At 69.3% G+C, this 25,242-nt stretch carries 23 protein-coding genes, 1 rRNA gene and 1 riboswitch; of the genes, 17 read left to right on the forward strand and 7 right to left on the reverse strand.

Annotated elements, in window-relative coordinates; genetic code table 11:
- The 11 genes from rrf to ACZ5VQ_RS24325 form a co-directional block, all read left to right on the forward strand.
- Positions 1–95, forward strand: a 5S ribosomal RNA gene (gene rrf / locus ACZ5VQ_RS24275); the annotation flags it as partial.
- A 153-nt stretch (positions 96–248) separates the two neighbouring features.
- Complete coding sequence (locus tag ACZ5VQ_RS24280) at positions 249–857, forward strand: CDP-alcohol phosphatidyltransferase family protein (RefSeq protein ID WP_362085389.1); 609 nt, start codon at positions 249–251, stop codon at positions 855–857.
- Positions 858–973: 116 nt separating this feature from the next.
- On the forward strand, positions 974–3,469 hold the full coding sequence (locus ACZ5VQ_RS24285) for a mannose-1-phosphate guanyltransferase (protein WP_269653499.1): 2,496 nt from the start codon (positions 974–976) through the stop codon (positions 3,467–3,469).
- Positions 3,470–3,559: 90 nt separating this feature from the next.
- Complete coding sequence (locus ACZ5VQ_RS24290) at positions 3,560–4,462, forward strand: DUF881 domain-containing protein (protein WP_469106692.1); 903 nt, start codon at positions 3,560–3,562, stop codon at positions 4,460–4,462.
- Entirely contained in the window at positions 4,459–4,791 is a 333-nt protein-coding gene (locus tag ACZ5VQ_RS24295) for a small basic family protein (protein WP_003988855.1), read from the forward strand. The genes ACZ5VQ_RS24290 and ACZ5VQ_RS24295 overlap by 4 nt, the downstream gene beginning before the upstream one ends.
- A 5-nt stretch (positions 4,792–4,796) precedes the next feature.
- Complete coding sequence (locus tag ACZ5VQ_RS24300; protein WP_469106693.1) at positions 4,797–5,759, forward strand: DUF881 domain-containing protein; 963 nt, start codon at positions 4,797–4,799, stop codon at positions 5,757–5,759.
- 61 nt (positions 5,760–5,820) lie between these two features.
- Positions 5,821–6,756, forward strand: a complete 936-nt coding sequence (locus tag ACZ5VQ_RS24305) for an FHA domain-containing protein (protein WP_469106694.1) — start codon at positions 5,821–5,823, stop codon at positions 6,754–6,756.
- A 42-nt stretch (positions 6,757–6,798) separates the two neighbouring features.
- Positions 6,799–7,533 carry a transcriptional regulator FtsR gene (gene ftsR / locus ACZ5VQ_RS24310; RefSeq protein ID WP_359849886.1) on the forward strand — a complete coding sequence of 245 codons (735 nt, stop codon included), beginning with the start codon at positions 6,799–6,801 and terminating at the stop codon, positions 7,531–7,533.
- Positions 7,534–7,619: 86 nt separating this feature from the next.
- Complete coding sequence (locus tag ACZ5VQ_RS24315) at positions 7,620–8,093, forward strand: bifunctional nuclease family protein (protein WP_006123076.1); 474 nt, start codon at positions 7,620–7,622, stop codon at positions 8,091–8,093.
- 214 nt (positions 8,094–8,307) lie between these two features.
- Positions 8,308–8,940, forward strand: a complete 633-nt coding sequence (locus ACZ5VQ_RS24320) for a MerR family transcriptional regulator (RefSeq protein WP_200399629.1) — start codon at positions 8,308–8,310, stop codon at positions 8,938–8,940.
- Between the two features lie 196 nt (positions 8,941–9,136).
- Entirely contained in the window at positions 9,137–10,546 is a 1,410-nt protein-coding gene (locus ACZ5VQ_RS24325) for a DNA polymerase IV (RefSeq protein ID WP_469106695.1), read from the forward strand.
- A 175-nt stretch (positions 10,547–10,721) separates the two neighbouring features.
- Here ACZ5VQ_RS24325 and ACZ5VQ_RS24330 read toward each other — a convergent pair whose 3' ends face one another.
- Positions 10,722–11,096, reverse strand: coding sequence for a PRC-barrel domain-containing protein (locus ACZ5VQ_RS24330; protein WP_469106696.1), 375 nt, complete (start codon positions 11,094–11,096; stop codon positions 10,722–10,724).
- Between the two features lie 104 nt (positions 11,097–11,200).
- Positions 11,201–11,296, forward strand: a riboswitch (glycine riboswitch).
- A gap of 185 nt (positions 11,297–11,481) precedes the next feature.
- On the opposite strand from ACZ5VQ_RS24330, the gene gcvP reads away from it, so the two are divergent.
- Positions 11,482–14,367 (forward strand): aminomethyl-transferring glycine dehydrogenase, encoded by a 2,886-nt coding sequence (gene gcvP / locus ACZ5VQ_RS24335; protein ID WP_469106697.1) that lies wholly within the window; start codon positions 11,482–11,484, stop codon positions 14,365–14,367.
- A gap of 103 nt (positions 14,368–14,470) precedes the next feature.
- On the opposite strand, the gene ACZ5VQ_RS24340 is transcribed toward gcvP, so the two are convergent.
- Both ACZ5VQ_RS24340 and ACZ5VQ_RS24345 read right to left on the reverse strand, forming a co-directional pair.
- Positions 14,471–14,674 (reverse strand): DUF5999 family protein, encoded by a 204-nt coding sequence (locus tag ACZ5VQ_RS24340; protein ID WP_055615784.1) that lies wholly within the window; start codon positions 14,672–14,674, stop codon positions 14,471–14,473.
- Between the two features lie 401 nt (positions 14,675–15,075).
- Positions 15,076–15,672, reverse strand: coding sequence for a hypothetical protein (locus tag ACZ5VQ_RS24345; protein ID WP_469106698.1), 597 nt, complete (start codon positions 15,670–15,672; stop codon positions 15,076–15,078).
- A 568-nt stretch (positions 15,673–16,240) separates the two neighbouring features.
- Between ACZ5VQ_RS24345 and ACZ5VQ_RS24350 the strand changes: the two genes are divergently transcribed.
- Complete coding sequence (locus ACZ5VQ_RS24350) at positions 16,241–17,761, forward strand: glutamate-cysteine ligase family protein (protein WP_469106699.1); 1,521 nt, start codon at positions 16,241–16,243, stop codon at positions 17,759–17,761.
- Positions 17,762–17,824: 63 nt separating this feature from the next.
- Here ACZ5VQ_RS24350 and ACZ5VQ_RS24355 read toward each other — a convergent pair whose 3' ends face one another.
- Positions 17,825–19,594 (reverse strand): substrate-binding and VWA domain-containing protein, encoded by a 1,770-nt coding sequence (locus ACZ5VQ_RS24355; protein WP_469106700.1) that lies wholly within the window; start codon positions 19,592–19,594, stop codon positions 17,825–17,827.
- 196 nt (positions 19,595–19,790) lie between these two features.
- Between ACZ5VQ_RS24355 and ACZ5VQ_RS24360 the strand changes: the two genes are divergently transcribed.
- Positions 19,791–20,591, forward strand: a complete 801-nt coding sequence (locus ACZ5VQ_RS24360) for a CPBP family intramembrane glutamic endopeptidase (RefSeq protein WP_143644357.1) — start codon at positions 19,791–19,793, stop codon at positions 20,589–20,591.
- 64 nt (positions 20,592–20,655) lie between these two features.
- On the opposite strand, the gene ACZ5VQ_RS24365 is transcribed toward ACZ5VQ_RS24360, so the two are convergent.
- Positions 20,656–21,474: a PhzF family phenazine biosynthesis protein gene (locus tag ACZ5VQ_RS24365; RefSeq protein WP_469106701.1), complete on the reverse strand. Its 819-nt coding sequence runs from the start codon at positions 21,472–21,474 to the stop codon at positions 20,656–20,658.
- A gap of 231 nt (positions 21,475–21,705) precedes the next feature.
- On the opposite strand from ACZ5VQ_RS24365, the gene ACZ5VQ_RS24370 reads away from it, so the two are divergent.
- Complete coding sequence (locus ACZ5VQ_RS24370; RefSeq protein WP_189845289.1) at positions 21,706–22,350, forward strand: PadR family transcriptional regulator; 645 nt, start codon at positions 21,706–21,708, stop codon at positions 22,348–22,350.
- A gap of 88 nt (positions 22,351–22,438) precedes the next feature.
- Here the strand turns inward: ACZ5VQ_RS24370 and ACZ5VQ_RS24375 are convergent, their stop codons facing one another.
- Both ACZ5VQ_RS24375 and ACZ5VQ_RS24380 read right to left on the reverse strand, forming a co-directional pair.
- Positions 22,439–22,867, reverse strand: a complete 429-nt coding sequence (locus tag ACZ5VQ_RS24375; protein WP_469106702.1) for a type II toxin-antitoxin system Rv0910 family toxin — start codon at positions 22,865–22,867, stop codon at positions 22,439–22,441.
- A gap of 172 nt (positions 22,868–23,039) precedes the next feature.
- On the reverse strand, positions 23,040–23,228 hold the full coding sequence (locus ACZ5VQ_RS24380; protein WP_469106703.1) for a hypothetical protein: 189 nt from the start codon (positions 23,226–23,228) through the stop codon (positions 23,040–23,042).
- 196 nt (positions 23,229–23,424) lie between these two features.
- Between ACZ5VQ_RS24380 and ACZ5VQ_RS24385 the strand changes: the two genes are divergently transcribed.
- Positions 23,425–23,958: a Clp protease N-terminal domain-containing protein gene (locus ACZ5VQ_RS24385; RefSeq protein ID WP_469106704.1), complete on the forward strand. Its 534-nt coding sequence runs from the start codon at positions 23,425–23,427 to the stop codon at positions 23,956–23,958.
- Positions 23,959–24,048: 90 nt separating this feature from the next.
- Positions 24,049–25,059 (forward strand): EamA family transporter, encoded by a 1,011-nt coding sequence (locus ACZ5VQ_RS24390; RefSeq protein WP_469106705.1) that lies wholly within the window; start codon positions 24,049–24,051, stop codon positions 25,057–25,059.
- Positions 25,060–25,242 lie beyond the last annotated feature (183 nt).

Raw genomic sequence — 25,242 nt, forward strand, 5'->3', positions numbered from 1 at the left:
AAACGCCCGGTTACATTCCGAACCCGGAAGCTAAGCCTTACAGCGCCGATGGTACTGCAGGGGGGACCCTGTGGGAGAGTAGGACACCGCCGAACTCCTTTTAGAGCTCCGGTTCTTGGACTTTCAGTCCAAGAACCGGAGCTTTTTTGTTTTCCAGGACGCCGGCCGAACCCCCTCCGCGCTGCGGGCAGATGCCTGAGGGTAAGGTCAGGGGGCATCGTTGGCACGTTCCCACAGGAGGCCCCCGGGTGGAGGTCCAGGAGACCCGCGTCCAGACAGACCGGGTGCTCACCATCCCGAACATCCTCAGCATGGCGCGTCTCGCAGGCGTGCCGCTATTCCTGTGGCTGATCCTCAGGCCGGAGTTCGGCGGTCCCCAGAGTGACGGCTGGGCACTCCTGGTGCTCATGCTGAGCGGCATCAGCGACTATTTGGACGGCAAGCTGGCCCGTCGCTGGAACCAGATCAGCAGCCTCGGCCGGCTGCTGGACCCAGCGGCCGACCGGCTCTACATTCTGTCGACTTTGGTCGGGCTCACCTGGCGCGAGATTCTGCCGCTCTGGCTGACAAGTGTCCTTCTGGCGCGTGAGCTGCTTCTCCTGGTGATGGTGGGCATCCTCAGACGGCACGGCTATCCGCCACCGCAGGTGAACTTCCTTGGGAAGGCTGCTACGTTCAACCTGATGTACGCCTTCCCGTTGCTGCTGCTCAGTGACGGAAGTGGATGGCTTGCGTCACTCGCTGCTGTTTTCGGATGGGCGTTCGCAGGATGGGGTACAACGCTCTACTGGTGGGCAGGGATCCTCTACGTGGTTCAGGTCCGCCGCCTTGTCCGCGCGGACACCATGGCCGATTGAGCTCGCCGAATGGGCGGCCGTTAGTGGCCTCTGATGGCCCGCAAGCAGAATGTGCGGGACAATCTGACGGGTGAAGTCGGCTAGACCGTCGTCTCTTCAAGGAGGACGCTTCCGACATGAAGGCCGTCGTGATGGCCGGAGGCGAAGGCACACGCCTTCGCCCCATGACCTCAAGCATGCCCAAGCCGCTCCTGCCCGTGGCCAATCGCCCGATCATGGAGCATGTGCTACGGCTGCTCAAGCGGCATGGGCTCAACGAGACCGTCGTTACTGTCCAGTTCCTGGCCTCTCTCGTCAAGAACTACTTCGGTGACGGTGAAGAGCTCGGCATGGAGCTCACCTATGCCAATGAGGAGAAGCCACTCGGTACTGCCGGCAGTGTCAAGAACGCCGAGGAAGCGTTGAAGGACGACACCTTCCTCGTGATCTCCGGTGATGCTCTGACCGACTTCGATCTCACTGATCTGATCAATTTCCACAAGGAAAAGGGCGGGCTGGTCACCGTCTGTCTGACCCGCGTCCCGAATCCCCTGGAATTCGGTATCACCATCGTGGACGAGGAGGGCAAGGTCGAGCGTTTTCTCGAGAAGCCCACCTGGGGTCAGGTCTTCTCGGACACCGTGAACACCGGTATCTACGTCATGGAGCCAGAGGTATTCGACTATGTCGAGGCCGATGTCTCCGTCGACTGGTCCGGCGATGTCTTCCCTCAGCTGATGAAGGAGGGCAAGCCGATCTACGGCTATATCGCCGAGGGCTACTGGGAGGACGTGGGCACGCACGAGAGCTATGTGAAGGCGCAGGCCGATGTCCTGGAGGGCAAGGTCGACGTCGAGCTCGACGGCTTCGAGATCTCGCCCGGGGTGTGGGTCGCGGAAGGCGCCGAAGTGCATCCCGACGCCGTGCTGCGAGGACCGCTCTACATCGGGGACTACGCCAAGGTCGAGGCCGACGTCGAAATCCGCGAGCACACCGTGGTGGGCTCCAATGTCGTCGTGAAGGCGGGGGCGTTTCTGCACAAGGCCGTGCTGCACGACAACGTGTACATCGGCCAGCACAGCAATCTGCGCGGTTGTGTCATCGGGAAGAACACCGACATCATGCGGGCCGCGCGCATCGAGGACGGCGCAGTCATCGGCGACGAGTGCCTGGTCGGTGAAGAATCGATCGTTCAGGGCAATGTGCGGGTCTATCCGTTCAAGACCATCGAGGCCGGCGCCTTCGTCAACACGTCGGTCATCTGGGAGTCCCGCGGCCAGGCCCATCTCTTCGGAGCCCGCGGAGTCTCCGGGATCCTGAACGTGGAGATCACGCCCGAGCTCGCCGTACGCCTGGCGGGTGCGTATGCGACGACGCTCAAGAAGGGCTCGACCGTCACGACCGCCCGTGACCATTCGCGAGGCGCTCGTGCGCTCAAGCGGGCGGTCATCTCGGCGCTGCAGACCAGCGCCATCGACGTACGGGACCTGGAGAACGTACCGCTGCCGGTTGCGCGGCAGCAGACCGCTCGGGGCAGTGCCGGCGGGATCATGATCCGGACGACGCCAGGGGTTCCCGACTCCGTCGACATCATGTTCTTCGACGGGCGCGGGGCGGACCTGTCGCAGGGGAGTCAGCGGAAGCTGGACCGGGTGTTCGCGCGGCAGGAGTACCGGCGTGCGTTCCCGGGCGAGATCGGGGACCTGCACTTCCCGGCAAGCGTCTTCGACTCGTACACCGGCTCGCTGCTGCGGAATGTGGACACCACCGGGATCGCCGAGTCCGGGCTGAAGGTCGTTGTGGACGCGTCGAACGGCAGTGCCGGACTGGTGCTGCCCAGCCTCCTGGGCAAGCTCGGGGTCGACTCTCTGACCATCAATCCCGGTCTCGACGAGTCGCGGCCCACCGAGACCGCGGATGCCCGCAGGTCGGGGATGGTGCGGCTCGGCGAGATCGTGGCGTCCGCGCGCGCCGCGTTCGGCGTGCGGTTCGACCCGGTCGGCGAGCGGCTGTCGCTCGTCGACGAGAAGGGGCGGATCATCGAGGACGACCGGGCGCTGCTCGTCATGCTCGACCTGGTGGCCGCCGAGCGACGGAGCGGGCGGGTGGCGTTGCCCGTGACCACCACGAGGATCGCCGAGCAGGTGGCGGCGTACCACGGGACCCAGGTCGACTGGACGACGACGTCGCCGGACGATCTGACGCGCGTGGGACGCGAGGAGTCGACGATCTTCGGAGGCGACGGGCGCGGTGGCTTCATCGTGCCGGAGTTCAGCAGTGTCTTCGACGGCACGGCCGCCTTCGTACGGCTCATCGGTCTCGTGGCGCGGACGCAGCTCACTCTCAGCCAGATCGACGCGCGGATCCCGCGGGCGCACGTCCTCAAGCGTGATCTCGCGACTCCCTGGGCGGTCAAGGGGCTTGTGATGCGGCGCGTGGTCGAAGCGGCGGGCGACCGCTTCGTGGACACGACCGACGGCGTACGGGTGGTGGAGACCGACGGGCGCTGGGTGATGGTTCTTCCGGACCGGGCGGAGGCGGTCACGCATCTGTGGGCCGAAGGGCCCGACGACGCGTCCGCGCAGGCCCTGCTCGACGAATGGTCATCCGTGGTGGACAGCGCCGGTCGCTGAGCCGCACGCGCGCGTGCCGGACGTGCCCCAAAGGGGCACGTCCGGCACGACGGTGGGGCCATTCGGAGGTACTGCCCGCGACGTGCGACGATGTGCGGCATGCCGCAGCAGCCCCCCGTTCGGAGCACTCCTACGCGCCCCCCGCGCCCGGACGCGTCCATGTCGCTGCTCACCAATGTCATGGACCACAGCCTCGACGACGGGTACGCGGAGGCGGCTGCCCGCAAGAAGGCCGACGGGACCGGCGCCCTGCCGAAGACGTTGCGGGCGAAGCTCGGACTCGCAGCCGGTCTGGTGCTCGCGGCCCTCGTGGTGACCGTGGGGGCCGCACAGGCGCGGATAGCGGCCCCGGTCGTCGCCAAGGAGCGCGAGGAACTCATCGACCGCATCGACCGCGAGACGTCGGCGGCCGACAAGATCGAGGGCAGCATCGACAAACTCCGCGACGACGTGAGCGCGCGGCAGCGCGAGGCGCTGAAGAAGCACGGCGGCGGCCAGGGCGAGCTGGTGGGCATCCTGGCCGGGGCGGTCGAAGTGCACGGCCCCGGCGTGAAGCTCGTCGTGAACGACGCCAAGGAAGCCGAGCAGGGCGGCGACGGCGACGCACGCGAGACGTCGGGCTTCTCCGACACCGGACGGGTACGCGACCGCGACATGCAGCGTGTGGTCAACGGCCTGTGGGAGTCGGGCGCCGAGGCCATCTCGATCAACGGGCAGCGGCTGACGGCACTGTCCGCGATCCGGGCCGCGGGTGACGCGATACTGGTCGACAACAAGCCCCTGGTGCCGCCCTACACGGTGTTGGCGGTGGGGGACGGCGAGCGGCTGAGAACAGAGTTCCAGAACAGCGGCGACGGACAGTATTTGGATGCCCTACGGAAGAACTTCCATATCCGGACCGGTATTTCCGTCGAGGACGACCTCCGGCTGCCCGCCGCACCGAGTGTGATCGTACGAACAGCGCAACCGAGCACAGAGAAAGGCACATCGTGATCGCCGTACTGGGCCTCGTCGTGGGAGTCGTGGCTGGATTGTTGGTCCGGCCCGAGGTTCCGGCGGTGGTCGAGCCCTATCTTCCGATCGCCGTCGTCGCGGCGCTCGACGCCGTGTTCGGAGGTCTGCGGGCGATGCTCGACGGCATCTTCGACGACAAGGTCTTCGTGGTGTCGTTCCTGTCCAATGTCGTCGTGGCCGCGCTGATCGTCTTCCTCGGCGACAAGTTGGGTGTGGGCGCCCAGCTGTCCACGGGTGTCGTGGTCGTCCTCGGCATCCGGATCTTCTCCAACGCCGCGGCCATCCGCCGTCACGTGTTCCGGGCGTGAGGCCGATGAGCAGCCAGGACGAGACCCCAGAGACCCCAGAGACCCCAGAGACCCCAGAGACCCCAGAGACCTCAGAGACCTCAGAGAACTCACAGTCCCCTGAGCCCCCCAAGAGCCCGGACGTTCCGGAGACCTCCGAGAACCGCCTGCGCAAGGAACTTCCCGAAGAGGTACGGGCGGAGGAGGCGCGGGGTCGCGAGAACCCCGAGTGGCCTGACGCCGAGGCGGAACCGCGCAAGCCGGTTCTGACCGGTCGGCAGCGGCTGGTGAAGGGGCTTTGGCCGCCGCGCGTGTCGCGTGCGCAGTTCATCGTGGCCCTCCTGCTGTTCGGCCTCGGCTTCGGTCTCGCCGTCCAGGTGGCGTCCAACAGCGACAGCGACGGCGCCCTCCGCGGTGCGCGTCAGGAGGATCTCGTACGCATCCTCGATGAACTGGACGACCGTACACAGCGTCTGGAGGAGGAGAAGCAGGGGCTGGAGGATCAGCGCACCGAGCTGGAGAACAGTTCGGACCAGGCCGAGGAGGCCCGCAAGCAGACGGTCGAGAAGGAGAAGCAACTCGGCATTCTGGCGGGCACCGTGGCGGCGCAGGGTCCCGGCATCACGCTGACCATCGAGGACGAGAAGGGGACGGTCGAGGCCGACATGCTGCTCGACGCGATCCAGGAGCTGCGTGCCGCCGGAGCGGAGGCGATCCAGGTCAACGGCGTACGGGTCGTCGCGGGCACCTATCTGACGGATGTGAGCGGCGGAGTCGCCGTCGACGGGAACAAGATCAGCGCCCCCTATCGTTTCAAGGTCATCGGCAAGCCTCAGGACCTCGAACCGGCGCTCAACATCCCTGGCGGAGTGGTGCAGACTTTGGAGAAGGAGCAGGCCACTGTCACGGTGGAACGATCGGACAAGATCATCGTGGACGCCTTGCGACCGGCGAAGCGGCCTGACTACGCTCGGTCGTCCTCCCAGTGAACAGGGGGTGCTTGGGGGCCGCTCGTCGAGGGCATGAGGTTGCGGGGGGTCGACGCACCGAATGGGTGGTGCGTGGTGGAAACTGTCTGGTGGATACGGACGTTGTGAGGGTGTCCGGCTCGACCGGTGTGTGCAATCAGGGTTCGTCCTGCCCCACGGGCGGGTCTGTTTCGGTCAAGGGGAATCGCCCGTGAAGTTGTTTGCGAAGTTGTTCGGCAAGAGCGCGCGAGAGGGCAGCGACAACGCGACTGCCCGCCATCGTGCACCGCGCCCCTCGGAGGGTGAGGACCAAGGGGACCGCCCCCTGTTCCGAGATCAGGTCGGTGGTCCGGGTGGTGACATTTCCGGTGGTCAGGGCGCGCCGTCTGTTGACCCTGCCCAGTCGGGACGCATAGGTTTCGGCTCCGACCCGTATGCGTCCAACGCCCCGACGGGGCAGCCGCGGCAGGAGGATCCGTCCATGTCGGCCCTGGTGTGTACGAGGTGCGGTAACCGCAACGCGGAGGCGAGCCGCTTCTGCTCCAACTGCGGTGCTCCGTTGCGGGCCGGGGCGACCCCCGAGCGTCCGTCGGAGACCACCTCGACGATCTCCATCTCGGGCCTTGAGGCCTACGACGCCGAGGCCACCGGCCAGACGCAGATGCCGATGCTCTCGCCCGAGGCGCAGGCCGCCGTCGACGCGCTGCCGCTCGGCTCGGCGCTCCTGGTGGTGCGCCGTGGGCCCAACTCGGGCAGCCGCTTCCTGCTGGACGGCGAGCTGACCACCGCCGGCCGTCATCCGCAGAGTGACATCTTCCTGGACGACGTGACCGTGTCGCGCCGCCATGTCGAGTTCCGTCGGGTTCCCGACGGCTCGTTCACGGTGGCGGACGTCGGCAGCCTCAACGGCACGTACGTCAACCGGGAGCGGATCGACTCGGTCCCGCTGTCGAACGGCGACGAGGTGCAGATCGGCAAGTACCGGCTGGTCTTCTACGCGAGCCAGCGGGGTATCTGACCCGCCCCCGGACCCGGTCCGGGGGAACCCTCAGGAAGGTCCATGCTTCGAACACCGAGCGGCGGTGTCGGCCACGGCACCGCCGCCATGGACAACGGACTGATGAGCATCGGCACGGTGCTCAATGTGCTGCGCGACGAGTTCCCCGAAGTCACCATCTCCAAGATCCGCTTCCTGGAGTCGGAGGGGCTCATCGAGCCGCAGCGGACACCGTCGGGGTATCGGAAGTTCAGCCCGGGCGACGTCGAGCGCCTCGGGCACGTCCTGAGGATGCAGCGGGACCACTATCTGCCCCTGAAGGTGATCCGCGAGCACCTGGACGCCGTGGAGCGCGGTGAGGCGCTGCCGTTGCCGTCGGTGGGGCGTCAGCGCGACGGCGAGGTGCTCTGCGAGTCCGAGGGGCCGACCGTGGCCCGGATCGGGCGGGCCGAGCTGCTGGCCGCCGTGGAGATCGGCGAGCAGGAACTCGAGGAGTGGGAGTCGTACGGGCTCATCACACCGCTGCCGGAGGGGGTCTACGACGCTGAGGCGGTGACCGTGGCCGGTCTCGTCGTGGAACTGGGGCGGTTCGGGATCGAGCCGCGCCATCTGCGTGCCGTGAAGGCCGCCGCCGACCGTGAGGCCGGCCTTGTCGACCAGGTCGTGGCCCCGCTGCGGCGTCACCGCAATCCGCAGACCAGGGCGCACGCGGAGGCGCAGACCAAGGAGCTGGCGGGGCTGGCGGTGAAGCTGCACGCCGCGCTGGTGCAGTCCGCGCTCGGGGTGCGGCTGCCCTGACCCGGTGGGTCGCGTGGAGCGCGGGATCGGGCGCCCAATCCGTGCCCGACTACCCAAAGATGCCGGGCACGGCCTAGGGTTGCTGTGTGAACGAGCTCGACGTCGTAGGTGTCCGGGTCGAAATGCCCTCCAACCAACCGATCGTGCTCCTGCGTGAAGTGGGAGGCGACCGTTACCTCCCCATCTGGATCGGGCCGGGGGAGGCGACGGCGATCGCCTTCGCACAGCAGGGCATGGCCCCCGCGCGACCGCTGACCCACGACCTGTTCAAGGACGTGCTGGAGGCCGTCGGCCAGGAGCTCACCGAGGTGCGCATCACGGACCTGCGGGAGGGCGTCTTCTACGCGGAGCTGGTGTTCGCCAGCGGAGTCGAGGTAAGCGCCCGGCCGTCCGACGCCATAGCGCTCGCGCTGCGCACCGGGACGCCGATCTACGGCAGCGACGGGGTGCTGGACGACGCCGGCATCGCGATCCCGGACGAGCAGGAGGACGAGGTGGAGAAGTTCCGCGAGTTCCTCGACCAGATCTCGCCCGAGGACTTCGGGACCAACAGCCAGTGACCTTCCGGTCCGGGCTCCAGTGACCCTCCGGGACCGCCGGACGACAGGCCGTGCGGCGGTTGTCCCGAGAGCATTCGGCTAGCCTTTCCCCGCGGTGGGACACGGGAAACCACTCCTAGGGTGATTATCACTCGGCGTGCCGAGTGTGGCGGTCGTTGACGCACCCCCGGTGGCTGCCTACCGTCGAGAAGGCAGGTCAAGGACGGAGGTCGGCGTGAGAAGCAGCGGCGACGGTACGGCTGGGGGTGCCCCCGGACCCGGTCTGGGGGAGAGCAGCCCGTACCCGCTTCACAGCAGCGCGGCCGATCACGTACAGCGGCCGACAGCGGTGCCCGAGGACGGCGGGGTGGCGTCCGAGGAGGTCGGTTATCGGGGGCCCACGGCCTGCGCGGCCGCGGGCATCACCTACCGACAGCTCGACTACTGGGCCAGAACCGGCTTGGTCGAGCCGAGTGTGCGGGCCGCCTACGGGTCGGGGACGCAGCGGCTCTACAGCTTCCGGGACGTCGTCGTCCTGAAGATCGTCAAGCGGTTCCTCGACACCGGGGTCTCGCTGCAGAACATCCGCACCACGGTCCAGCACCTGCGTGAGCGCGGGTTCCGGGACCTGGAGCGGATGACGCTGATGAGCGACGGCGCGACGGTCTACGAGTGCTCCTCGCCCGACGAGGTCCACGCGCTCCTCCAGGGCGGCCAGGGCATCTTCGGGATCGCGGTGGGCGTGGTCTGGCGGGACGTCGAGAGTGCCCTCTCACAGCTGCACGGGGAGCGGGTCGACACGGGCGAGACGCTTGTCCGGCCCAATCCGGCGGACGAGCTGGCGCGGCGGCGTAATCGCGCGGTCTGAGCCGGCGCGGGCGCCGCCTCGGCCGGCGGGTGCTGTCCGGGCCTTCCGGCCTGGCCCTGTCCGGGTCTTTCCGGCCCTGGCGCCCGCCGCCCGGTGCCCGGTGCCTGCGGCTCGGCACACTGGCGGGTCCGGCTCGGCGCCGGTCCGCAGAGTGCGTGCCGGGGCATTGTCAGTGGCGTAGGGCAGCATCGGACATGTGAGAACCGCGCCCACGATCCTGCATCTCGACATGGATGCCTTCTACGCCTCGGCGGAGCAGGCGGCCAAGCCGAGCCTGCGCGGGAAAGCGGTCATCGTGGGCGGGCTCGGGCCTCGGGGCGTGGTGGCTACCTGTTCGTACGAGGCACGGGTCTTCGGGGTGCATTCGGCGATGCCCATGGCGCAGGCCCGCCGGCTGGCGCCGAACGCCGCGTATCTCGTACCGCGCTTCGGCCTCTACCGGGAGGTCAGCGAGCAGGTGATGGGCCTGCTGCGGGATCTGTCGCCCCTGGTGGAGCCGCTGAGCCTGGACGAGGCGTTCGTGGACCTGGAGGCCGGTCAGACGGCCTGGGACGCGGAGTCGGCGCGGCTGACCGGGGTGAAGCTGCGCGGGGACATCAGGGCCGTCACCGGGCTGACCGGGTCCGTGGGGCTCGCCGCCTCCAAGATGCTCGCGAAGATCGCCTCCGAGCAGGCCAAGCCCGACGGGCTGGTGCTGATAGAGCCCGGCACCGAGCGGGAACTGCTCGCCCCCATGACCGTTCGTACGCTGCCGGGCGTGGGGCCCGCCACGGGGGACCATCTGCGGCGGGCCGGGATCACCACGGTCGGGGAGATCGCCGAGGCGGGCGAGGACGAGCTCGTACGGCTCCTGGGGAAGGCCCACGGGGTCGCGCTGTACGCCATGGCGCTAGCGCACGACGTGCGGCCCGTGGTGGCCGAGCGAGACACCAAGTTGGTGTCCGTCGAGGACACGTACGACGTGGACATCCATGACCGGGTGCGGGTGCGGATGGAGGTCCAGCGGCTCGCCGACCGGTGTGTGCGGCGGTTGCGGGGCGCCCATCTGTCGGGGCGGACCATCGTGCTGAAGGTGCGGCGGTACGACTTCTCGACGCTGACCCGGTCCGAGACGCTCAGAGGGCCCACGGACGACCCCGCGGTGGTGCGGGAGGCCGCCGCGCGGTTGCTGGAGTCCGTGGACACCACGGGCGGCGTACGGCTTCTGGGGGTGGGGGTCTCGGGGCTCGCCGACTACACGCAGGAGGATCTCTTCGCCCAGGCTCGGACGGCTGCCGCCGCTGCCGCCGCCGAGGAGGAGCCGGAGCACGCGGAGAAGGACGAAGCCGAGGAGGTGGCCGAGGAGCCGGTGCCTCCGGCGGAGAGACGGTGGCATGCGGGGCACGATGTGCGGCACGCCGAGTTTGGGCACGGGTGGGTGCAGGGGAGCGGGCTGGGGCGGGTGACTGTGCGGTTCGAGACGCCGGACTCCATGCCGGGGCGGGTGCGGACGTTCCGGAGCGATGATCCCTTGCTGGAGGCTGCGGAGCCGTTGCCCTTGGTGGAGCGGAGGCCTGGGGATGTGGGGGCACCTGCGGGGTCGCCTGCGGCGGGCGGGGAGGGGTGACTTCGGTGCGGGTGCGTGTGTGCGAGCGGGTTGGTTGTGGCTGGTTGCGCCGTTCCCCGCGCCCCTGAAAGCGCGGGGCTGGGGTGTGTTTGCGGGTGCGGGTCAGTTGTGGCTTGCTGCGCAGTTCCCCGCGCCCCAAAACAGACCGGCGTCGCCCTTGCCCCCTTGGAGCCCCTTACTGGGAGTCGTCCTTTCCTGCCAGGTGGCCGAAGTCGTGGTCCGGGAAGGGGGGCGGGGGGGCTATGTCCAGGCCGTAGTGGTGGTAGAGCTGGAGTTCTTGTTCGGGGGAGAGGTGGCGGCCCACTCCGAAGTCGGGGGCGTCCTTGATCAGGGCGCGTTCGAAGGGGACGCGCAGTGCCCCGTCGGCCAGCTCGCTGGGCTCCAGGGGGACGAAGGCGTCTCTGCTGAACAGGCCGGTGCGTATGGCCGCCCACTCCGGTACGCCGGTCGCGTCGTCGAGGTAGACCTCGTCGACCGTGCCGATTTTGGTGCCGTTGCGGTCGAACGCCTTGCGGCCTATCAGGTTGCGCGGATCGATGTCGGTCTGCACGGGCCCTCCAGCTGCTCGCAACTCATCCGTAAGCACTACGAAAGAGCACTTTGAGGAGGGCGGCCACTCGAGGGAACCCCGCTGGTACGCTGGGCAACGGCTGCTGACCCCGTGCGGGAGAGTCCTCCAGGCTTCATCGGAGGCGCCGAAGGAGCAAATCCTCCCCGGAATCTCTCAGGCCCACGTACCGCATGGACGAGGTCACTCTGGAAAGCAGAGCGGTGTTCGAGCTTTTTGACGGGCTCCGCTCTCACCGACGGTGAAAACCGGTGCGCCTTCGCGGGCGGCCCGGTGAAGCTCTCAGGTTGAGATGACAGAGGGGGAGGCCGTCCGGGCACCCATGCAGTGGTGCCCTCGAAGGTCGTCAGACCAGGAGGCCTCCGCAATGACCGCCCATCGTATTCCGCTCTCAGAGCTCGAACAGGGAATCCCCTTCGAGCAGCGCCACATCGGGCCCGACACCGAAGCCCGGGCCAAGATGCTCGCGCACGTGGGGTACGGCTCGCTCGACGAGCTGACGGCCACCGCGGTCCCGGATGTGATCAAGAACGCCGACTCGCTCGAACTGCCGGGCGCCCGCACCGAGGCCGAGGTTCTGGCCGAGCTGCGCTCCCTCGCGGACCGCAACCAGGTGCTGGATTCCATGATCGGGCTCGGGTACTACGGGACGTTCACGCCGCCCGTCATTCTGCGGAACGTCATGGAGAGCCCGGCCTGGTATACGGCGTACACGCCCTACCAGCCCGAGATCTCGCAGGGTCGGCTGGAGGCGCTGCTGAACTTCCAGACCGTGGTCGCCGACCTCACCGGTCTGCCGACCTCCGGGGCCTCGCTGCTCGACGAGGGCACGGCGGCCGCCGAGGCCATGGCGCTGTCGCGGCGCATGGGCAAGAACAAGAAGGGCCTGTTCCTCGTCGACGCGGACACCATGCCGCAGACCATCGCCGTGATCGAGACCCGCGCCGAGCCGACCGGCGTCGAGGTCGTCGTCGCCGACCTGAGCGACGGCATTCCGGCCGAGCTCGCCGAGCGCGAGATCAACGGCGTGCTCCTCCAGTACCCCGGCGCCTCCGGTGCCGTACGGGACCTCAGGCCCGTCGTCGAGCGGGCGCACGAGCTGGGCGCGGTCGTCACCGTCGCCGCCGATCTGCTCGCCCTGACGCTGCTCACCTCGCCCGGTGAGCTCGGCGCCGACATCGCGGTCGGTACGACGCAGCGCTTCGGTGTGCCGATGGGATTCGGCGGGCCGCACGCCGGATACATGGCCGTCCGTGAGAAGTTCGCGCGCAGCCTGCCCGGCCGGCTGGTCGGCGTCTCGGTCGACGCGGACGGCAACAAGGCGTACCGGCTCGCCCTGCAGACGCGCGAGCAGCACATCCGCCGCGAGAAGGCGACCAGCAACATCTGTACGGCCCAGGTGCTGCTCGCCGTGATGGCCGGGATGTACGCCGTCTACCACGGGCCCCAGGGCCTGAAGTCCATCGCGCGGCGCACCCACCGGTACGCCACGATCCTCGCCGCGGGTCTGAAGGCCGGCGGGGTCGAGGTCGTCCACGAGGCGTACTTCGACACGCTGACCGTGCGGGTGCCGGGCAAGGCGGCCGAGACGCTCGCGGCGGCGCGCCGGGGCGGGGTCAACCTCCGGCTCGTCGACGCCGACCACCTGTCCCTCGCCTGCGACGAGACCACCACGCGGGCCCAACTGGGCGCCGTCTGGGCCGCGTTCGGGGTCGACGGCGACGTTGCCGCGCTGGACGGGGCGACGGAGGACACGTTGCCGGCCGTGCAGCTGCGCACCGACGAGTACCTCACGCACCCGGTCTTCCACCAGTACCGGTCCGAGACCGCGATGCTGCGCTACCTGCGCCGGCTCGCCGACCGTGACTACGCGCTCGACCGGGGCATGATCCCGCTGGGCTCCTGCACGATGAAGCTGAACGCGACGACCGAGATGGAGCCGGTGACCTGGCCCGAGTTCGGGCAGCTGCACCCCTTCGCGCCCGCCGAGCAGGCGCAGGGCTATCTCACGCTCATCCGTGAGCTGGAGGAGCGGCTCGCCGAGGTCACGGGCTACGACAAGGTGTCGCTGCAGCCCAACGCCGGTTCGCAGGGCGAGCTGGCCGGTCTGCTGGCCGTACGCGGCTACCACCGGGCCAATGGCGACGAGCAGCGCACGGTCTGCCTCATCCCGTCGTCCGCGCACGGGACGAACGCCGCGAGTGCGGTGATGGCCGGGATGAAGGTCGTCGTCGTGAAGACCGCCGACGACGGCGAGATCGACGTCGAGGACCTGCGGGCCAAGATCGAGCAGCACCGCGACGAGCTGTCGGTGCTGATGATCACGTACCCCTCGACGCACGGGGTGTTCGAGGAGCACGTCGCCGACATCTGTGCCCAGGTGCACGAGGCGGGCGGCCAGGTGTATGTCGACGGCGCCAACCTCAACGCGCTGGTGGGGCTTGCCAAGCCGGGGCACTTCGGTGGCGACGTCTCGCACCTGAACCTGCACAAGACGTTCTGCATCCCGCACGGCGGCGGCGGTCCTGGCGTGGGTCCGGTCGGGGTGCGCTCGCACCTGGCGCCGTATCTGCCGAACCACCCGCTGCAGCCCGCCGCCGGCCCGGAGACCGGCGTGGGCCCGATCTCGGCCGCTCCCTGGGGCTCCGCGGGCATCCTGCCCATCTCGTGGGCGTACGTCCGTCTCATGGGCGGTGAGGGGCTCAAGCGGGCCACCCAGGTCGCCGTGCTCAGTGCCAACTACATCGCCAAGCGTCTTGAGCCGCACTACCCGGTGCTCTACACCGGTCCCGGCGGGCTCGTGGCGCACGAGTGCATCATCGATCTGCGGCCGCTGACCAAGGCGACCGGTGTGAGCGTCGACGACGTCGCCAAGCGGCTGATCGACTACGGGTTCCACGCGCCGACGATGTCCTTCCCGGTGGCCGGCACGCTGATGATCGAGCCCACGGAGAGCGAGGACCTGACCGAGATCGACCGGTTCTGCGACGCGATGATCGCCATCCGTGCGGAGATCGAGAAGGTCGGCTCGGGCGAGTGGGCGGCGGACGACAACCCGCTGCGGAACGCCCCGCACACGGCCGCCGCGCTCGGCGACGCCTGGGAGCACGCGTACAGCCGCGAGGAGGCGGTGTTCCCGGCCGGTGTCTCGGCCGCGGACAAGTACTGGCCGCCGGTGCGCCGGATCGACCAGGCGTACGGCGACCGGAACCTGGTCTGCTCCTGCCCGCCGCTGGACGCCTACGAAGAGTAGTCACCGGCGGACATGCGTCGGGGCCGGTTCCGGGATTGCTTCCCGGGCCGGCCCCTCATGTGTCCGGACGGCCTGCCACGCCGCCCTTGGTGCACCGCGCCGCTCAGGCGGCGGTCATCACGTCCAGGGCCACAGGGCGATGTGGAGCGATGATCCGGCCGTCCGGCAGGAGCTCACCGGTGTCCTCGAAGAGGAGAACGCCGTTGCACAGCAGGCTCCATCCCTGCTCCGGGTGGTGCGCCACGAGAAGCGCGGCCTCCCGGTCGGCGGAGTCGGCTGTCGGGCACGGTGGCTGGTGCTGGCACATTGATGGGATCTTTCGCTTCGGTGTGAGGTCGGTGATCGGTGTCGTGTCTGTTCCGCGGCTCGAACTGATGCTCATTGCCGCCCCCCGTTTGTCAGATGGTCCGGAACCCAGTGTTGCCCTACGGGCGTCAATCCGCAGGGATTTGGCGTCAGCGCTCCTCACAGGTTGATGACGCATCACCCGTGCGGACGGTTCATTCCAACTGGGCTGCCTCTTCGGGTGGTTCGCAATGGTCGGATGGGGCTAGTCCGGACGGGCCGGGGGTGCGCAGCGTCCCCCGGTCGTCACTCCACGCAACACCGCCCCCAAAGCAACACCGTCCCCAAAGCGACACCGTCCCCGCGCAGCAGCGTGCCCCGCGGCCGGGGTGGGGCCGCGGGGCACGGAAACCGGGGGGGCGCTCAGGCGGGTGAGCCGAGCAGCGGGGCGGGCGTCGGTGTCGGCGTGAGCCGATGGGTCAGCACGGGCAGCAGCTCGGCCACGCGGTGCGGTCGGTGCGCGGCGATGCCGGGCGGGGCCGGAGCCAGCGGCACCAGCAGGTCGGTGGCCGCGGGATGGCCCTCGGCGCCGTCGGCCGCGCAGTCGCCGTGCAGCCAGAGTGTGAGCATGTAGAGCTCGGGTACGGACAACAGGCGGGCCTGGTATGACCCGGTCATCGTCTCGGCCTGGCGCAGGGCGCGCTCGGTGGCGGTGACGTACGGGCCCTCGAAGAAGTGCGAGAAGGCCCAGCCGTCGGGGGTCAGCCTCGTTTCCGCGGCCGCCACGGCGCGTTCGCCGCAGCGGATCAGGAAGCGCCACCCGGCCAGGCGGGTGGCCGAGGCGCCCGCCGGGGTGATCCGGTCGAGCACGTGGACGGGCAGCGGCAGATCGGGTGTGGCGGGTCCCTGGGCGTTGCGCAGGGACGGGGTACGCGCTTCACGGACCGCGGTGGGGGAACCGAGGGCGGTGAGGACGGTGCGCAACGCGGGCGCGGGAGCCGGGGGCACATGCAGCGGCATGGTGGGTCGCCTCTCGTTCGACAGGCATGGTGGTGCGAGGGCGGGGGCGGACGGCGCTGTCAGCTCTCGGGTCGGAGGAGCGAGGGCCCAAGGTCCGGTCGTCAAAGTGACGTCGTTCGCACGAAGGGTCGGCCGCGTGGCGGGCGGCACTTTGACGGCAGGACCTACCATGGCCAACGCCAACTCTCTGCCTCGTTCGCGGAGTTTATACGACACGTGTTCTGACGGTGTTTCGTCTAGCCGTTCCGCGCATTAAGGGCAAGAGACAATTCGGTCGGCGTGACGTGCGTTTGGTCCTGGTTCTCCAGGGGTACCCGCCGATGACCTCGGAATATGCCACCGGGGTGGACGGCCGGTTCCTGTCGGCGTTTTTCACGACAGGGCAGATCGTCGAAAGCGAGCACTGACCCATGCCTGGTGAATGTGCCTGCGGGTATCTGCGTTCGGAGTAGCGCCCGGGGGGTCTGTTCCAGGGCGTTATCGATCACACTGCCTGGGCATCATCCCACGTGACCCGGGACATCAGCGGCCGGTTCGTCGGGCTGCCCAGTCGAGGAGGGACACTTCGATGGGGGAGAAGGTCGTGGCTGGGCCGATCGGTCTGTCCGATCGGCAGCGCTACCGCGAAAAGCTCCAGCGGTGTCTGGCGGGGCTGGAGCGGTTGCTGGCGGAGAAGCGGTTCGACCGTCCCAAGAATCTCATGGGCCTGGAGATCGAGCTGAATCTCGCCGGTCCTGACGGCATGCCGAGAATGATGAATGCGCAAGTACTTGAGCGTATCGCGAGCCGGGATTTCCAAACAGAACTCGCCATGTTCAATCTGGAAGTCAACATTGCTCCCCATCGGCTCGGCGGCCGTGTATTCGACCGGCTCGCCGAGGAGTTGCGCACGTCACTCGCATATGCCCACCGGAAGGCGAACGAGGTCGATGCCGGAATCGTGATGATCGGTATTCTGCCGACGATCGCCCGTGACGACCTGGTCTCCGCGAACCTTTCCGACGTGGACCGCTACACGCTGCTCAACGACCAGATCGTGGCCGCACGCGGCGAGGATTTCAGGCTGGACATCGAGGGGGTGGAGCGGCTCAGCTGCACCTCGGCGTCCATCGCGCCCGAAGCCGCCTGCACCTCCGTGCAGTTGCACCTCCAGGTCACGCCGGGACGCTTCGCCGACGTGTGGAACGCGGCGCAGGCGGTGGCCGCCGTCCAGGTCGCGGTGGGCGCCAACTCGCCCTTCCTGTTCGGCCGCGAGCTGTGGCGCGAGTCGCGGCCCCCGCTGTTCCTGCAGTCCACCGACACCCGTCCGCCCGAGCTCCAGGCACAGGGGGTCCGTCCGCGGACCTGGTTCGGGGAGCGCTGGATCTCGTCGGCGTACGACCTGTTCGAGGAGAACCTGCGGTTCTTCCCTCCCCTGCTGCCCATCTGCGATGAGGAGGATCCGCAGAGCGTCCTCGACAAGGGCGGCACGCCCAGGCTCGCCGAACTCGTGCTCCACAACGGCACCATCTACCGCTGGAACCGCCCGGTGTACGGCATCGACGACGGCGTCCCGCATCTGCGCGTGGAGAACCGCGTGCTGCCCGCGGGCCCCACGGTCACCGACGTGATCGCCAACGCGGCCTTCTACTACGGGCTCGTACGGGCCCTCGCGGGCGAGGCGCGGCCGGTCTGGACACGGCTGCCCTTCGAGGCCGCGGCCACCAACTTCGACCAGGCCTGCCGGTACGGCATCGACGCCCGGCTGGAGTGGCCGCGACGCGGCAGGTACGGCGGGACCACGCGGATGCCCGCTACACAACTGGTGCTGGACGAACTGCTGCCGCTCGCGGCGGCGGGCCTGGACGCGTGGGGTGTCGAGCCGGCCGACCGGGACCTCTACCTCGGCGTCATCGAGGAGCGCTGCAAGCGGGGCGTCAACGGGGCCTCCTGGCAGTCCCGTACGTTCCACAAGGCGCTGGAGGGCGGCATGGGGCGCGATGCCGCCCTGGCCGCCACGACGAAACGGTACGCCGAGCTGATGCACCTCGGTGAGCCCGTGCACACCTGGCCGGTCGGGTTACCGGCGCCCGCCGTTTCGCTCGGGTGAGGTCGGCGGGGTGACGTGTGGTGGTGCGGTGAGTGGACGTGTGGTGGCGCGGTGAGTGGGTGATCAGTTCTGGTCGCCGGCCCGTACGACGGCCTTGAGGATCACCGAGTGGATCTGGGACGGGTCGGTGACCAGGTGGGCCGAGCCCCCGGTCGCTTCGGCGATCTCGTCGAGTTCCTTCTTGTCGGCCTCGGGACCCACCGCGATCGCGATCAGCGGTACCGGGCGGTCCGGATCGGTCAGCTGCCGGAGCTGGGCGACGAGGGCGGAGCGCGAGATGCTCCCCGGGTCGTCGTTCGCGCCGTCGGTCAGCAGCACCAGCCCGTTGAACTTGCCCTTCGTGTAGGAGGCCGTGGCCTCCTTGTACGCCGCCAGCGTGGTGTCGTACAGGCCTGTGGCGCCGTCCTCGACCGGCTTCAGGCTGTCGAAGGCCGCCGACAGAAGGTCCCGCTGGGTGCTGCCGGCCGCGCGGCCGGCCAGCCGCTCGGTCGGGACGAGCACGCGGTAGTCGCGCTCGCCGTCGACCTTCCTGGAGAACGTCCAGAGCCCGACCTCGTCCTGAGGGGTGAAGGATGCCAGCGCCTGGGACAGCGCCGCCTTGGTCACCTCCAAACGGGACTCGCTGGTGCCCGGCACCGGCTTCGACATGGACGCGGAGATGTCGACGACCGTGGTGAGCCGGGCGCTCCGCACGGTGATCGTCCACATGCCGAGGGCTTCCTCGATCTCCTTGTCCGTGACCGGTTCCTCCGGCAGCTCCTTGTACGGCTGCGGGGCGCGGCCGCCGGCGAGGGTCACCAGCTTGTCCGGGATGTCGTCGTCATCCGTACGGAAGCCGTGCTTCTCCAGGATCCGGCGCCCGTCGGGCTCGCCGAGGAGGGTCATGAAACGCAGCGCGGCCCGGCTCTCGTCCGTGGTCAGCGCCGGTTCGTCGACCAGCGCGAACGGGTAGTCGAGCAGGGGCGAACCGTCCTTCGGATAGAAGAGGTCGAGGTCGTCGCCGCTGTCCGCGGTCGTGTTGTACGCGAACGCCGCCTGCTCGGAGAGGATCAGCGCCTGGTTGCGCTTCGGGTTGCCCTGCTCGGTGCCGGAGAGGTCTCGCGGCAGGGTGTCCAGGACCTGGCTGTCGCTGTCGGAGGCGCGCAGCGAGAGGGCCTTCGCGGTGGCCGCCGCCAGGATGTCGCCGTCCTCGGCCTTGTCCACCGCGTGCGTCAGGCGGGTCAGGGCGAGCAGACCGGTGGCACTGCGCGACGGGTCGCCCGCCCCGAGTCTCAGCCGCTCGCTCGTCGTCGTCGCGTCCGCCAGCTCGGTCCAGCTGTACGTCTTGAGGGGCCACCCGAGCGACTTCGCGGCCGTGGGGATCATGGCGACACCGACGGGTGACGAGGCGACGTTGCCCGCAGGTGTGACCGGAGTCGACTTGCCGTCCGCCACGATCCGGTTCACCCACACACCCGAGTCCGGCACCCATGCCTCGAACTCGGTGGCGCTCTTCTCCTTCGAGCGCAGGGCGTCCGTGACCTTGTACGGGTCCCGGGCGGTCACCTGCACGTCGAGGCAACTGCCGTCGGACGTCACGTCGTTGTCCCGGGCGTAGCCGGCCGCGTCCTTGAGCGCGGGCGCGATGCCGGGGGCGGCGGCGATCCTCAGCCGTACGGCACTGTCCCAGCAGGACGAGCCGAAGGAGAGCACGCCACCGTCGACCGCGGCCGCCGTGCCCGCGGCGAGGGCGAAGACGAGAGCCGTCGTGAGCGCCACGTTGCGGCGCCGCGCGCGCCGCCGGGGGCCGGTCGCGCCCGTCCGGAACCCGTCGGGCAAGCTGTGACGTCCCATGGCGGTCGTGCCCTTCCCTGGTCGTGCCGGAGTCGTTGGAGCCGTGAAACGGCCGAATGCTATGGCATCGGGGGAGGGGTGCCCGCGGGGCGTCCGTCCCCCCGACGGCTTGTCGCGCACGATCTTCGCAACTTCTTTCGAGACCCTAGCGGGGCGAAGATGGGGATGAGGCGGGATTGCTCAACTGGAGGCAGGAGTGCACGTGGAGGCTGGGTCGGTGGCTGATTCTTTTCCCGAGGACCGGCCCGCGCGGCGGATTCTCCGCGACGAGACACTACTCGTACTGGGGGTCTCGCTCGGGGCCAGCGGGGTCTCGGCGCTGATCAGCTTTGTCGGTTCGGTCACCAAACCGGGAGGTCTCAAGGACCAGGCGGCCACGCTCAACGCCTCGGCCGCGCCCGGCCGTCCATGGCTCGATCTGGCGTGGCAGCTGTTCGGGATCGCCTCCGCGCTGGTCCCGGTCGCCCTCGTCGCACACTTCCTGCTGCGTGAGGGGAAGGGGCTGCGCACGCTCGGCTTCGACCGCACCCGTCCGTGGCCGGACCTCGCCCGGGGTGCCGCGATCGCCGCGGTGATCGGCAGCTCGGGTATCGCCTTCTATCTGGCGGCCCGCGGACTCGGCTTCAACCTCACCGTGGTGCCCGAGGCGCTGCCCGAGGTGTGGTGGAAGTACCCCGTGCTGATCCTCTCGGCGATCCAGAACTCGGTCCTGGAGGAGGTCATCGTCGTCGGGTATCTGCTGCGCCGACTCGACCAGCTGGGCTGGACACCGGTCGGCGCCCTGGTGGCCAGCTCGGTGCTGCGCGGCTCCTACCACCTCTACCAGGGCATCGGCGGGTTCATCGGCAACATGGTGATGGGCGTGGTCTTCGTCTACCTGTACCGCCGTTGGGGCCGCGTGGGGCCGCTGGTCGTCGCCCACTCGCTGCTCGACATCGGGGCCTTCGTCGGGTACGCGCTGCTGGCGGGGAAGGTGGGCTGGCTACCCACCGCGTGAACAGCGGGAAGCGTGAACAGCGCGAAGGGGGCGTACGAGATCTCGTACGCCCCCTTCGCGCTGTTCAGGCGAGCAGTTCGCCCTCGATGACGGTGACTGCGCGGCCGGTGAGCAGCGTGCGGTCGCCGCGGAGGTCGGTCCGTACGAGGCCGGAGCGGGAGGACGCCTGGCGGCCGGTGAGGGCGGTGCGGCCGAGGCGCTCGGACCAGAAGGGCGCGAGGGCCGTGTGGGCGCTGCCGGTGACCGGGTCCTCGTCGATGCCGATGTTCGGGAAGAAGCAGCGGGACACGAAGTCGTAGCCCTCGGAGGGGTCTGAGGCTCGGGCCGTGGCGATGATGCCGCGTTCCGAGTGGCGGGCGAGGGACGCGAGGTCGGGGGAGAGACCCAGGACCGTCTTCTCGTCGGCGAGTTCGATCAGCAGGTCGCCGACGTTCGGGCCCGTGTCATGGGCGGTGAGCGGCTCGGCTCCCAGTGCCTCGGCGACGCCCTGCGGGACCTCGACCGGGGTGAGCGGGGCCGTCGGGAAGTCCAGGGTGATCGAGCCGTCGTCGTGCGCCGTGGCGATGAGCACGCCGCTCCTGGTCGCGAACCGTACGGGTCCCCGGGCGGCGCCCGTCGTGGCCAGTACGTGCGCGGTGGCGAGTGTCGCGTGGCCGCACATCGCCACCTCGGCGACGGGTGTGAACCAGCGCAGCCTCCAGTCGGCCTCTCCGCCCACAGGCAGGGGATGGGCGAACGCGGTCTCGGCGTGGTTGACCTCCAGGGCCACGTTCTGGAGCCAGGCGTCGTCCGGGAAGGACGTGGAGGCGTCGAGGAGGAGGACCCCGGCCGGGTTGCCGGCGAAGGGGCGGTCGGTGAAGGCGTCGACGATTCGAATCCGCATGAGGCAGACGTTAGGCGCTGGTCAGAGGCCCGGGCCAAGGCCAATCCGGGGCGGGTGGACCGGTGGTGGGGCGTGGGGGATCCATGGGGCTCGTGGACGGGCGTGGGTGGCGGCGGCGCCCTCTTTCGTCGGCCTCTCGTCGGCCTTTCGTCTGCGGGCCTTGTCAGCCGAACTGTTCCGATATATCGTTGACGCATCGCGACAGATCAACGATCGAATGGAGTGATTGCGATGCGTTCCCATGGAGAGGAATACGGACCGGGGTTCGGCCCCGGTGAAGGACGTGGCCGCGGACGCGGCGGACCCGGACACCCTGGTCGGGGTGGCTTCGAGGGTCGGCGTTCCGCCTTCGGTCCCTTCGGTCCCGGTTTCGGTGGTCCCGGCTTCGGCCCGGGCCCCTGGGGCGGGCGCGGAGGCCGGGGCGGACCGCGCGGCAGGGCTCGGCGCGGTGACGTACGCGCGTCGATCCTGGCCCTGCTCAAGGACCGGCCGATGCACGGCTACGAGATGATCCAGGAGATCGCCGAGCGCAGTGGCGGGGCGTGGAAGCCCAGCCCCGGTTCGGTGTACCCCACCCTTCAGCTTCTGGAGGACGAGGGGCTGATCAGCAGTGCGACCGAGGGCGGCAAGAAGCTGTTCTCGCTCACCGACGCCGGCCGTACAGCGGCGGACGAGGGCCCCGACGCGCCCTGGGAGGACGCCGGGCGCGGGGTCGACTGGGAGGCGCTGAGCGACATCCGGCAGGCCGGCTTCGGTCTGATGGAAGCGTTCGGGCAGGTCTGGAAGACCGGCAGCAAGGAGCAGCGCGAGAAGGCGCTGACCGTCATCAACGACGCGCGCAAGAAGCTGTATCTGATCCTCGCCGACGAGGACTGATGGTCCGCCAATGGGGGGTACTTCGACTTCGAGGTACCCCCCTTTAGCGTGTGACGTCGAGTGTGTGGCGGCCTGTTCCGGGCCGGCTCTAGGTCACCAGCCCGCCCAGCTTGCGCAGGGACTCGTGCAGGGCCGCCGTCGCCGAGTCCTTCAGCTTGCCCGCCATCAACGAGACGGCGGCGCCGGTGAACTCGCCGTCGATACGTACTGTCGTGGCCTCGCCGTCCGGGGTCAGCGTGTAGCGCGTGGCGACCGTCACGCCCATCGGGCCCTTGCCGCGGATCGCGAGCAGACGGGCGGCCTCCAGTTCCTCGATGGTCCAGTTGACCTCGGCAGGGAAACCCATCAGCTTCATGTTCTCCTCGAAGGTGCCGCCGACTTCGAGGGAATCGGGACCGCCCTTCGGGAAACTGGTGTGGGTGGAGTTCCACTCGCCGTACGAGGAGAAGTCCGTGAGCTGTGCCCAGACCTTCTCGGCGGGCGCCTCTATCCGTGCTTCCGCGCTGACTTCGGCCATGCGACCACCCCTCGTCTCGGGTGCTGCGCCGGGCGCAGCTGGCTACGGTGTCGCGGAACGTAGCCGCAGGGCCGTCAACATTCAATACTGATGAACCGTCAGGAAGTGTGGAGACGGGAAGCGTGGAGACGGCAGGGGACGGGCGCTTGCGGCGGGTGCTCGCGGCGGTCGCTCAGCCGACCCGCCGTATCACCGCCGCGTCGAACAGGTCCCAGGCGCGCGGGTACGGCCCTTCGTCGTGGCAGTGCCAGGCGTCCCAGAACAGGTCGGCGAGCAACGCGTCGTCGGGGGCGTAGACCCGGTACACGTACTGCCTGCCGTCGATGGCCGGCAGGACCACCAGCCAGCACCTGCTCTCCATGCTGCGTTGGACGAGCGCCGGTGCGATGCGGTTGCGAGAGGGGCGCAGGGCAAGGCGGCGCGCGCCGGTCGGGGGAAACGGCGTGATGTCATCCGTAAGGAGGAGGAGCCGGACAGTGATGCCCACCCTGTGTCGGACGCGAGAATGCTTCCCCGCGAGGATGACTCGATCCGAAGGGGCTGATGGGGTAAGGGATGTGCAATCCCGTACTTCCCACCAGCAGGCCGCCGGGCACAACCCGGTCCGCGTGGACATCGAGGCCCGGCTCAGCGCGGAGCTGGCAGCGGTGGTCATCGGTGCGCGCAGACGAGCGCTGCGGGACGGGGACCGGCAGATCGACACCGCCCATCTGCTGCACACGCTCCTGGAGTCCGACCCCGAGGTGCGCGAGGCCTTCGAGAGCGGCGCTCAGGTCGCCCGGCTGCTCGGCTACCTCGTCCAGCGCAGCATCGGTTACGGACTCCGCTGGCAGAGCTCCGTCGAGGACTCCGGTGCCATCCCCGTGGTGACCGAGGACGGGTGGTCGCCGGTGGCGGCGGGCGCCCTGGAGGTCGCCTGCGAGCGGGCTCTGCGGCGGGGCGACGAACGCGCGGGCGCGGTCGACCTGCTCGCGGCGATCGTCGCCGAACCCGAGTCGCGGGCGGTGGAGGTGCTGGGACGCGCGGGGGTCGACGTACCGGCGCTGCTCGCGCGGATCGATGCCGCGGCGGGCCGGGGCATCGAGGCCTGAGCCGGCAACGGGGCGTGCGGGGGCGTCACCGGTCCACTCGGTGAGACAGGTGTCATTGGGGGTGACGCTCATGTCGTCGCCTGTCATCATGTGCCGGTGCATACGTCTGAGAGCAGTCAGGGCAACTGCGGGAGGGGCTTCGGGCTCGGCCTCGCGCTCGCGTCGGCGGTCGCCTTCGGGGGATCCGGTGTCGCGGCCAAGCCGTTGATCGAGGCAGGGCTCGACCCGCTGGACGTGGTGTGGCTGCGGGTCGCGGGCGCCGCGCTGGTGATGCTGCCGCTGGCCGTGCGCCACCGGGGGCTGGTGCGCAGGCGGCCGGCGCTGCTCGCCGGGTTCGGACTGCTCGCCGTGGCCGGTGTCCAGGCCTTCTACTTCGCCTCGATCTCGCGCATCCCCGTCGGGGTCGCGCTGCTCGTCGAGTACCTCGCGCCTGCACTGGTCCTCGGCTGGGTGCGGTTCGTGCAGCGGCGGCCGGTGACCCGTGCCGCGGCCCTCGGGGTCGTCCTCGCCGTGGGCGGTCTCGCCTGTGTCGTCGAGGTGTGGTCGGGGCTGAGCTTCGACGTCCTCGGTCTGCTGCTCGCGCTCGGCGCCGCCTGCTGCCAGGTCGGCTACTTCGTCCTGTCCGACCAGGGCAGCGACGCGGGCGAGGAGGCACCGGATCCGCTCGGCGTCATCGCGTACGGACTGCTGGTCGGCGCGCTCGTCCTGACGGCCGTGGCGCGGCCGTGGGGCATGGACTGGTCGGTGCTCGGAGGCACCGCGGACATGGACGGCACGGCGGTCGCGGCCTCCCTGCTGCTGAGTTGGATCGTGCTGATCGCGACCGTCGTCGCCTACGTGACCGGCGTCCAGTCCGTGCGCAGGCTCTCGCCGCAGGTGGCAGGAGTTGTGGCCTGTCTGGAGGCGGTCATAGCGACCGTGCTCGCCTGGGTCCTGCTCGGTGAGCACCTGTCGGCGCCGCAGATCATCGGCGGCGCGGTCGTCCTGTTCGGCGCCTTCATCGCCCAGTCGTCCACGCCCGCCAAGGCCTCGCGGACACCGGTGGCGGGCGGCACGGGCGACGCCGAAAGGGAGTTGTCGGCGCGAGGCACCGCCGTCTAGGCTCACGATCATGCATTCGGACGCACTCGTTCTTCCGCCTCCGGCCGCCTGAGGCGGGCCCTCCGGAATCACCGCCCGGCCACTGGCCGGGCGGAACGGTGCTGCCCGCGGATGAAGTCCGAGGACCATCCGCGCCGAGACGACCGACCTGGTCGCGGCGACTCACCCGCCTGACGAGGCTCG

It is taken from the genome of Streptomyces sp. NPDC033178 (genome assembly GCF_055577685.1).